This window comes from uncultured Psychrobacillus sp., assembly GCF_938022135.1.
In the GTDB taxonomy this organism is placed as follows: domain Bacteria; phylum Bacillota; class Bacilli; order Bacillales_A; family Planococcaceae; genus Psychrobacillus.
Genome location: NZ_CALIED010000019.1, coordinates 70959 through 78132, shown reverse-complemented (window position 1 = coordinate 78132; position 7174 = coordinate 70959). Strand labels below are relative to the sequence as shown.

8 protein-coding genes are annotated in these 7174 nt (G+C 37.2%); 1 reads left to right on the top strand and 7 read right to left on the bottom strand.

Annotation, left to right across the window (positions count from 1 at the left end):
• Positions 1-111: 111 nt before the first annotated feature.
• Positions 112-1278 (bottom strand): TraB/GumN family protein, encoded by a 1167-nt coding sequence (locus tag Q0371_RS04450; RefSeq protein WP_169359774.1) that lies wholly within the window; start codon positions 1276-1278, stop codon positions 112-114.
• A gap of 261 nt (positions 1279-1539) precedes the next feature.
• Between Q0371_RS04450 and Q0371_RS04445 the strand changes: the two genes are divergently transcribed.
• The gene (locus Q0371_RS04445) at positions 1540-1878 is read left to right on the top strand and encodes a heme oxygenase (RefSeq protein WP_298468755.1); all 339 of its coding nucleotides are present in this window, start codon (positions 1540-1542) and stop codon (positions 1876-1878) included.
• A 46-nt stretch (positions 1879-1924) separates the two neighbouring features.
• On the opposite strand, the gene Q0371_RS04440 is transcribed toward Q0371_RS04445, so the two are convergent.
• The 6 genes from Q0371_RS04440 to Q0371_RS04415 form a co-directional block, all read right to left on the bottom strand.
• A complete protein-coding gene (locus tag Q0371_RS04440) occupies positions 1925-2632 on the bottom strand; it encodes a GNAT family N-acetyltransferase (RefSeq protein ID WP_169359776.1) in 708 nt (235 codons plus the stop codon).
• A 13-nt stretch (positions 2633-2645) separates the two neighbouring features.
• Positions 2646-3620: a sensor domain-containing diguanylate cyclase gene (locus Q0371_RS04435; protein ID WP_298468748.1), complete on the bottom strand. Its 975-nt coding sequence runs from the start codon at positions 3618-3620 to the stop codon at positions 2646-2648.
• Between the two features lie 18 nt (positions 3621-3638).
• A complete protein-coding gene (locus tag Q0371_RS04430) occupies positions 3639-4439 on the bottom strand; it encodes an alpha/beta hydrolase (RefSeq protein WP_298468745.1) in 801 nt (266 codons plus the stop codon).
• 168 nt (positions 4440-4607) lie between these two features.
• Complete coding sequence (locus Q0371_RS04425; protein WP_298468742.1) at positions 4608-5342, bottom strand: amino acid ABC transporter ATP-binding protein; 735 nt, start codon at positions 5340-5342, stop codon at positions 4608-4610.
• 17 nt (positions 5343-5359) lie between these two features.
• Complete coding sequence (locus tag Q0371_RS04420; protein WP_169359780.1) at positions 5360-6121, bottom strand: amino acid ABC transporter permease; 762 nt, start codon at positions 6119-6121, stop codon at positions 5360-5362.
• 105 nt (positions 6122-6226) lie between these two features.
• Positions 6227-7063, bottom strand: coding sequence for a transporter substrate-binding domain-containing protein (locus Q0371_RS04415; protein ID WP_298468736.1), 837 nt, complete (start codon positions 7061-7063; stop codon positions 6227-6229).
• Between the last annotated feature and the right edge of the window lie 111 nt (positions 7064-7174).

Sequence of the window (7174 nt, the reverse complement as noted above, 5' to 3'; positions counted from 1 at the left end):
ATTTGACCCCGAGGGGCAAGGCGGTGGAGCTAGACATCAATTTATCCACAGGTTCCGAGTTTTATAATTTCCTAAACAACAAAAAAGAGAAGCGCATCACACGCTCCTCCTTTACAGGTTTTTAAAGAATACTCTGATGACATCAGCACCACCGATAATTGTACCGAGAGAACCAAAAAGGTTAGTTAACACTAAAACTAGCAAGACTCTAGTCACCTTATTTTTCCAGAACCCTTTTATCGTAAATACATCTTCTGACAGCCTTTCAAAATCCCCTATTGTTGGTCGTTTCATATAAGCCTGCACTAATCCTGAAAACCAACCTGAGGCTAATATAGGGTGCAGTGCGGTTATTGGTGCCACGATAAAGGCTGTAACTATAGCTAAAGGATGACCTAATGCTACAATTGCTCCTATTGCCGCCATGGATCCCGTCCAAATAATCCAGCTCCATGCCTGGTCCCATCCTGCCGTAGGATTAGCTATAAAAGTATAAGCAACCAAAGCGATTAAAAGGATAGGCAAGGACCATCCAATGATTTTAGGTAAAATAGATTTCGGAGGGACAGCTGATAGTCTTTCTAAATCTTGATGCTTGTATATTTCTTTTGTAATCCCTGGAACATGAGCTGCCCCTAAAACTGCTACAACTTTTTTCCCTGGAGCTTCCTTAATCTTTTGAGCTAAAAACTGGTCTCTTTCATCGATTAATGGTGTTTTCAACCTTGGAAATGACTCTGTGAATTCTGCAAGCACTGCATTTAAAGTGTCTTGTGACTTCATATTCTCTAGCTCTTCTTCTGAAATGGTATCTTTACTAAAAATGCTATAAAATACTGACGTTAGGAGCTGAGACTTACCAAGCCAACCAAGATTATGCCAGATACGTGAAAATGTTATTTGAATATTACGATCGGCTAGTACAAGTTCTGCCCCATTTTCTTTTGCACTCTCTATCCCTTGTATCATTTCCTGGCCGGGTTTAATATCAAACTGCTTCGCCATACGGTTTTGAAAGGAAGAAATAGCTAAGTTCATCAATAGCAATGTCGCTTTCTTCTCTTTTATGATTTTAAAAATATCTGTCTCTTTCCATTTGTTATTATCTGTAATAGATTGATATCTCTGTTCGTCCAACTCTATACACACGGAATCCGGTTTTTCTTTTTCGATCACTTCTTTTACCTGCTCAGCACTTAACCTTGAAACGTGAGCAGTACCAATCAAAATAACTTCCTTGCCATCGACCTCTAAACGAGTTATATTTGCTTCCGACATAAACTACTTCCTTCGTGTAAATGTATTTCTTTACACATCGACTGAGCATGTAAAGACTTGTACCTATAATAATGAAGTACTTGGGCATAAAATTCAATTTGTTTATACAAAAAAATAGGAGATTTAATCATAACCTAATCTGTTTATTTTTAGTTTTTTCCTTGGATTATGTGATTCTTCTTAGTACATGAAACGTTTAAATTTGATGTTGAAATGTTATACTTACATTGATTCAAATAAGTTAAAAGAGGAGAATGGCCAATGATTATCGTTACGAATCGTATTAAAACAAAACCAGGATTTGCAGAAAAAATGGCTCCAAACTTTACAAAACCAAGTCCACTACAAGAAATGGAAGGCTTCGTAAAAGTTGAGGTTACTATTACACAGGGTACCACTGAATATGATGAAATGAATGTCAATATGTATTGGGAAAACGAAGAAAGTTTCCAAGCATGGAAAAATAGCGACCTCTTCAAGGCAGCACATAAACGACCAGAACCAGGTTCTGAAGAAGCATCGAAAGAATCTCCACTATTAGGTAGTGAGTTAATCATTTCTAAAGTGGCTTCTACTGTTGGAGCAATTCCAACTAAATAAATTATTAAAAGGAGCAAGTGATGTTAATTCGCTTGCTCCTTTGCTTTTATTTATCGATACGATAGATTCCTTTTTTATCCCTTAATAAGCATCCATTGGCTTTAAAAATCCGAATCATGTATTCATTGTTCTCATCTGTACTACCTACATAATATGTCGCATGCATATTCTTTAAAAGCTCTAATGAATATAAGTGAAGTACCTTACCGAAACCTTTACCTCTATGCTCTGGAGTTACTCCAAAGTAAAACAACCTACCTTCCTCAGTTGTTCCGTCTTCTATATGAGGAATGCTGATACCCAAAGGTTCTTTTGCTTTATAGAAGATATGACAATGGTTACGCCAGTTAGGACCTAACTCATTTAAGAAGGCTTCCATGATTTGATCAATAGAGAACAAATTATTTTTGTTCGCCGATCCGCTTCGACATTCATCATATAGTTTGGCGAATTCCTCATCTGTCATTAAGCTATCCGAAAGAGATTGCACAAAAATAGAGCTATCTAAAATAAAGCGTTCCTCTAGTGTTCTTGTATATTCCACCACGGAAGAAACCTTATGAAAACCTTCATTTAATAATTGTTCCTCATACTCCGCATCCATCAGAAGCGACAGATAATTTACCTGATTGCTTTCCCAAGCTGCTAAAAGGGTTTTTAGTTCTGCCCAATATACTTCTTTAGATTGATTCATTTTTATTTGATCGGCAAGCCAGTATTCCTGGTCTTTTTTTATGACGTTAAAAGCAACCATTTGTGCGCCCCCCTTATAAATCGTCTATATGCGTAATTCTGTTTCTACCATTTCGCTTGGAATAATATAACGCTTGGTCAGCCTTCTCTACCACGCTTGCATGCGTGTCTTCGGATGTATATGTTGCTATCCCCATACTTATCGTCACTTCACCTATAACCCAATCTGCTGCTTCTATTTCCTGCCTTAAACGTTCTCCCTGGTTTTTAGCCTGTTGTGCATTAGTAAACGGGAGAAGAACGATAAACTCCTCTCCTCCGTATCTAAGTAATGTATCCACTGGACGTACTGTTAAGTCTGCTATTTTTGCTAGTTGCTCTAGCACTTGATCTCCCATTGTATGACCCCAAGTATCGTTCACTTGCTTAAAATGATCGATATCAATTAAGCATAAGGAAAAAGCCTGTCCTTTTTGCTCGTATTGAATGATCATCTCTTCTAGCTTGATATGAAAATAACGACGGTTTTTTAAACCAGTCAATTTATCAGTTATAGCTAATTTCTCTAGCTTGCTATTGAGTTCAAGTAGCTTTTCTTGCTTTTCCTCTATTTCCTCATGAAGCTCTTCTAATTTAGAAAGAGCCAGTTCTTTTTCTCGAAATGCTTCCTCTAATTGCTTTTTTGCTAACCTAATTTCCTGTTCATATCCTATTCTTTTTCCCATTGAAACTAATACACAGTCAATTACATCTGCACCCTCTCGAGTAGCTTTTTTCCCGTTTAACAACACAGGAATGCTCTGCCCATCCTTATGCTGTAGACTAAGAAATAACTCTTCCATATGCCCATATAATCGTATATAAGGATAAAAATAAGTATGGAATATAAACTGATTCGTTTTAGACATGATTGTTTCTATATGTTTTTGAGAAAGATCGTCAAAGGAAAACCCTATCATTTGAAGAAAGGTTTTATTCATATCAATTAGCATACCTTCTTGACTAATAGTGACATAGCCACAAGGTGCCAAATCCAAACGTTCCTCCATAAAATGTCATTCCCTTCCCTACACCTGGTATAGATACCCTTTAATGAGCTCCGCTGTTTCACACGGGTGACTTAGGTGAGGATAATGCCCCTTTACATCCATTATCTTAAATTCACTATTCTCTATATGATGGTGTAAATATTCTCCCACCTGAATAGGAACAATACTGTCTTCTGAGCATTGAATGATTAGCACCGGAATAGATGATTTCTCTAAATCTTTACGATGGTCAGAAAAGAAGGTCACCTCTGCAAATTGCTTTGTTATCTTCGGATTTGTTGAACTAAAACTTTTTTCTACTTCCTTTGCTACCGCGGGGTGTTTTTCAGTGGCAGCCACTATTGGAGCCATATAGCTTGCCCACCCTATAAAATTCATCTCCATCATATCTAGCATCTCGTGGATATCTCTTTCATCGAATCCACCGTAATACTCGTGATCATTAAGATATCTCGGAGATGGTCCAATCATAACCAACTTCTGAAAAACATCCGGCTTTTGAATCGCTGCTAACATACCAATCATGGAGCTTACCGAATGACCTACAAATATAACGTCTCTCAATTCCAATGCCTCTACTATGTCTAAGACGTCTCGGACATAGCCTTTAAGCGAGGCGTATTTCTCTGCATTATAAACACTTAAATCCGATTCACCGGAACCAACATAATCAAATAATACAATTTTATAGTCATCCAAAAATGAAGGAATAATATGCCTCCACATCGTTTGGTCACATCCAAATCCATGCGCAAACATGATTACTTTTTCCTTATTTCCAATTACTTTTACATTATTTCGTTTTAATACTTCACTCATAGGAACACCTCTAGTTTATTTCGTACCTTATATAAAAGGCTTCCTTTTCTTTTGAAAGGGAAGCCTTACATAGATTTGATAATTTATCCAATGTATATATTACCAATATACTATTTTATTGAATTTTATTCTAGATAAAAAGATGAAATGCTACTAACATCCTAGAGTCTACTTCCGCGTTCTTTTTAGGAATTCTCTCGTCCGTTCCTGTAAAGGATGATTAAAAATTTGATCGGGGGGACCTTCCTCTGCAATGACCCCCTTGTCCATGAAGACTATACGATCAGAGACTTCCTTGGCAAATTCCATTTCATGCGTAACGATCAACATAGTAAGACCAGTATGCGCAAGCTCCTTCATAACTTTTAATACCTCGCCGACCATTTCTGGATCAAGTGCCGATGTAGGCTCATCAAACAACATTACATCAGGCTCCATAGACAAAGCTCGTGCGATAGCCACTCTTTGCTTTTGTCCACCAGATAATTGCTTTGGCTTAGCATTGACGTAGCCATCCATGCCCACCACCTTTAAATATCTCGTCGCAATTTTTTCGGCTTCTTCCTTTGAACGCTTTAATACCTTTACCTGTCCGACTGAACAGTTGCTTAATACATTATGATTATTAAACAAATTAAACTGCTGAAATACCATGCCAAGCTTTGTCCTATAGGAATTGATATCATGCTTATTGTCTAAAATATTATTTCCTTTATAAATAATTTGTCCTCCACTAGGCTTTTCCAATAAATTAACACATCGCAGAAGTGTTGATTTACCCGATCCTGAAGAGCCTATGATACATACAACCTCGCCTTTTTTTACAGAGAAATTTATATCTTTTAAAACTTCATGTGCTCCAAAGGATTTACTTAAATGTTGAATATCAATTACGTGTTCCATATTTGCTCCTCCTTTGTTTACTTGTTTTCATAAGGACCTTTTGGCAGTACAGCCATTTGCATAGGCTGACCAATGACTGTGTAGTTTTCGGGTCCATCTAGTTTCTTTTCAAAATGTCGTAAGATTAATGTAACAGCAAACGTCATGATGAAGTATAAAATACAAGCTACAAAGAATGACTCAAAATATCTGAAGTTGTTTCCAGCTACAGACTTCGTTTGGAAATATAATTCCGTTACCCCTATCACATTTAAAACAGAGGTATCTTTAATATTAATGATGAATTGGTTGCCGGTTGCTGGAAGTATGTTACGGATAACCTGGGGTAACACAACATATAGCATAGTTTGAATGTGATTCATCCCTATCGCTTGTGATGCCTCAAATTGTCCCTTATCAATTGAAATAACTCCCCCACGAACAATTTCAGCCATATATGCTCCCGTATTAATAGATACAATAAAAATTGCTGCTAGTAAACGATCCATATCTAACCCAAAGGCCAGTGATGATCCATAAAAGATGACCATGGCTTGGACGATCATTGGTGTCCCTCGGAAGAATTCTATATAGATGGATAGGATAAGATTAACCAGCTTTAAAAAATATCTACTTACCCTCTTTTCAGGTAGTGGGATGGTCCTAATAACGCCTGCTAATAATCCAATGATTGCTCCTACAATAGTTCCTATAATAGAAATCAACAGGGTTACTCCTGCTCCACGCAAAAACATTGGCCAGTTATTGGTAATAATGGAGATAATCCATTCTAAACTCATTGTCTTCCTCCTTACACATTCTGTTGCCTCGAACATCCACTAACCAATGAAGTAAGTACTTTAAAAAAACGAAACGGCTGCTTTTATTAGCAGCCGTTAGTATACTTATTCTGCAGCTGGTTGATTGGAAATAGCATTATCCATAATTTCTTGACGCTCTTCTTCTGAAATTCCTGCTAATATTTCATTTATTTTATCTGTTAAATCGCTACCTTTTTTCAATCCTACTGCAACAGCTGTTTCTTCTTCATCTGCAACAAATCCTTCTTCGAATTCAACCATGCTGAAGTTATCATTTGCAGAGGAAGCACTAATTCCTTCTGGACGTTCAGATACATAACCGTCGATCATGCCGGATTCCAGTGCTACACGCATTGCTGGAAAGTTATCTGATGCAGGCTGTTTTTTTACACCTTTAATTTGGTCTATCACTCCGTAGTGGGAAGTATTTAATTGGCCTGTAACTTTTGCTCCATTAAAGTCTTGAATGGAAGTGGCATCCTCAAATTTTCCGCCCTTTTTTACAACCATAACAAAGTTGGAAGTATAATAGTTTTCAGAGAAATCGATTGTTTTTTTACGCTCTGCTGTTGGTGACATTCCAGCAATAATTGCATCAATCTTACCCGAAGTTAAAGCTGGAACTAGACCGTCCCATTCGGTTTTAACGATTACCAGTTCTTTACCTAAGCCTTCTGCAATTTTTTTAGCAATTTCTACATCGTATCCACCAGCATACTCTGCGTTACCGTCCAATTTCACTCCACCGTTTTTGTCATCCATTTGAGTCCAGTTAAAGGGTGCATATCCTGCCTCTAGTCCTACTGTAAATGTATCTTGGGCAGATGCTGATCCAACGCTTCCTTCCTCTTTCGTTCCACAAGCAGCAAGCAATAAAAAAATGGATAGTAAAAATGTGAATGTAAATAGTCTCTTTTTCATCTCTAGTAATCTCCTTTTTTAAAGTTATTATATGTATGCAACCATACAAAAAGGACAACCGTACAAAAAAAGACTTGAGGTAGACTCAGGTCATAATGTATGGTTGCCCTA